The sequence below is a fragment of the Streptomyces sp. NPDC052687 genome, assembly GCF_040678395.1.
Classification (GTDB): domain Bacteria; phylum Actinomycetota; class Actinomycetes; order Streptomycetales; family Streptomycetaceae; genus Streptomyces.
Map to the genome: position 1 here is coordinate 1 of NZ_JBFATR010000105.1, position 2,903 is coordinate 2,903.

A 2,903-nucleotide genomic window follows, 5' to 3' on the forward strand; every position below is an offset into this window, starting at 1 on the left:
CGGCGCGCCGGGCCCTCGGGACGCGCGTGCCGCCCGCGCTGGTGCTGGGCTGGCACCGGGCGTTCGCCCGGTGGCCGCGCTCGCTGGGCACGGTGGCGCGGCTCGCCCTGCCGCTGCTGCTGATCGTGGTCGCGATGAGCGCCTGGACCACCATCGACCGGTTCCACCGCAGCCCGGAGCGGATCGGCCTGCCCGCCGCCCTCACCGTGCGCGCGGACGCCGCGCTGAGCGACCGGGACGCCCGCGCGCTGCTGGAACGCGACCCGCGGGTCGCCGCCGCCTACCCCGGTGTGGAGGTGGCCGCCCTGGTCCCCGGCCAGACCGCGACCATCGCCCTGCGGGGCCTCGGCACCCGCGCCGAGCCCTACCCGTACACCCTGGCCGAGGGCCGCGCGGCGCGCGGACCCGACGAGGCGGTGGCCGGACAGGGGCTGCTCGACCTGCTGGACGTGCGGGTCGGCGACTGGGTGCGGATGACCGTCGGCGACCGGCCGCAGATCCTGCACATCGTGGGCCGCAGCATCGAGCCGGAGAACGCCGGCCGGGTCGTCTCCACCTCGCTCGACACGCTCCGCGAGAACGACCCCGCGCTGCGCCCGACCCTCTACCAGCTGCGACTGGCCCCCGGCGCCGACCCCGACGAGGTCGCCGACCGGCTCGCCGCGGACGGGCGGGGCCGGCTGGACGTGCACACCGTCACCAACCCCGCCGACGGCCTCTCCGCGCTGCGCGGGGTCGTCCTCGGGCTGGTCGCCGTCCTCGCCCTCATCGGACTGATCGAACTGCTGACCGCGATCGGCGGCACCGTCCGCGAGGGCGAGCGCGATCTGCTCGCCCTGAAGGCGATCGGGCTGTCCCCGCGCCAGATCACCGCGATCACCGTGACCGCCACCGGCTGCACCGCCCTCGCCGCGGTCGTCCTCGGCACGGCCCTCGGACTGCCGCTCGCCCGCTGGCTGATCGACGCCCAGGGCAGGTCCAGCGGCATCGGCGCCGGCATCGCGCAGGGCCCCTCCCCCTGGCTGCTGGTGCTGCTCGGCACGGCCGCCGTACTGGGCGCGGCGGCACTCGCCGCCCTCCCCGCGTCCCGCGCGGCCCGCCGCCGCCTCGCGGACACGCTGAGCGCGGTGGCCTGACCGGAGGTCCGCAGCGCTCACCCGCAGTGGGCTCGGCCCGCACGGGCTCCCGGGTGCGGGCGGGCTCCGGGTGCGGGCGGGCTCGGCCAAGTCCGGACTCAGCCGGGGTGCGGCTCAGCCGGGGTGCGGCCCGGGGCCGTAGGGGCTGCCGCTGTAAGGGCCGGCCGGCGGAGGGGCGTACGGGTGCCCTGACGGGGGCGCGTACGGGTGTCCCGGCGGCGGCCCGTACGGGCTTCCCTGCGGCGGCCCGTACGGGTTGCCGTGCTGCTGCGGGGCGTACGGCGGCGGAACGTACGGCGGTGCGTACGGCGCGTTGCCGTACGGGTTCCCCTGCCGCGGGGCGTACGGCGGAGCCGCCGGCGGCACGGGCGGTACCGGGGGCGGCGGGCCCGGGACGGGGGGCAGGGTGGCCGGGTGGGCGGCCAGGCGGATGCCGTAGCGCTGCTTGAGGCGGCCCATCTCCAGTGCGGCGATCGCGGTGACCGTCAGCGGGGCGCCCAGGATGAACACGACGCCCAGGGTGAGGCTCAGGCCGTGCAGATCGCCGGTCGCCAGGTCGGGGATCGCCATCAGCCAGGTCGTCACCGTGGCCAGCAGCGGCGGCAGACAGCGGTGGACGCCCGCGGTGCCGAAGAAGTTGCCGGACACGTGCACCGCCCCGCGGATCACGACGGCGGTCAGCCACAGCGCCACCGGTGCCAGCAGCAGCACGAGGAAGCCGGCGCCACCCGCCAGCCGCCACACGAGAACGGTGAGGACGATCGTGCCGACGAACGCGAGCAGCAGCTTCAGCGAGTTGAGCAGCGGCACCCGCATCGCCCGCACCGTGCCGCCGCGCCGCCAGACGTAGAGCATCACGGCGACCGTCAGCGGGGTGATGAACAGCAGCACGACGGACGCCGTGAGCATGTTCTCCAGCACCTCGTCGAAGCCGAACCCGCCCTCGACGACGGTGTAGACGCCGACCGCGGCGATCGTTCCGGCGATCAGCCGCACCCGCTTGAGCGTGTCCACGGCCGGGTCCAGCGACTCCGGGATCCAGGCCGGGTGGAAGACCGCCCGTGCCACCTCCTTCGGCCGCAGCAGGTCCCGTGGCGTCAGGGTGCCGCCCGTCCAACTCCCCTGCGTAGTCCTCACGTTGTGCTCCCCCGAGCGATCGTGTCAATGATCGCCGGGGAGTCTACGGGAAGCGACGGCCCGCGCGCCCGCCGCTTCCCGTCACCGCGGCCGTCAGCCCCGGCCGCGCAGCTCCCGGTACGTGGCGACCAGGGCCTTGGTCGACGGGTCCAAGCCCGGCACCTCGGCCCCCTCGGTCAGCGCCGGCTCGACCCGCTTGGCGAGGACCTTGCCCAGCTCGACGCCCCACTGGTCGAAGGAGTCGATGTTCCACACCGCGCCCTGCACGAACACCTTGTGCTCGTAGAGGGCGACGAGCTGGCCGAGCACCGACGGGGTCAGCTCACGCGCGAGGATCGTGGTCGTCGGGTGGTCGCCCTTGAACGTCTTGTGCGCGACCAGCTCCTCCGGCACGCCCTCGGCGCGCACCTCGTCGGGCGTCTTGCCGAACGCCAGCGCCTGCGTCTGGGCGAAGAAGTTGGCCATCAGCAGGTCGTGCTGGGCCTTCAGCTCGTCGCTCAGCTCGGCGACCGGCTCCGCGAACCCGATGAAGTCCGCCGGGATGAGCTTGGTGCCCTGGTGGATGAGCTGGTAGTAGGCGTGCTGGCCGTTGGTGCCGGGCGTGCCCCAGACCACCGGGCCGGTCTGCCA

General features: G+C 75.1%; 2 protein-coding genes and 1 pseudogene. 1 reads left to right on the plus strand and 2 read right to left on the minus strand.

All coding sequences use genetic code 11. From position 1 onward, the window contains the following. Positions 1-1,136, plus strand: a 1,136-nt coding sequence (locus AB0K92_RS33490; RefSeq protein ID WP_365929042.1) for an FtsX-like permease family protein, incomplete at its 5' end; no start/stop codon positions are given. Between the two features lie 114 nt (positions 1,137-1,250). Here AB0K92_RS33490 and AB0K92_RS33495 read toward each other — a convergent pair. Then, a complete protein-coding gene (locus tag AB0K92_RS33495; RefSeq protein WP_365929043.1) occupies positions 1,251-2,273 on the minus strand; it encodes a hypothetical protein in 1,023 nt (340 codons plus the stop codon). A gap of 93 nt (positions 2,274-2,366) precedes the next feature. Then, positions 2,367-2,903 (minus strand): annotated as a pseudogene (locus AB0K92_RS33500) (glucose-6-phosphate isomerase); the annotation flags it as partial.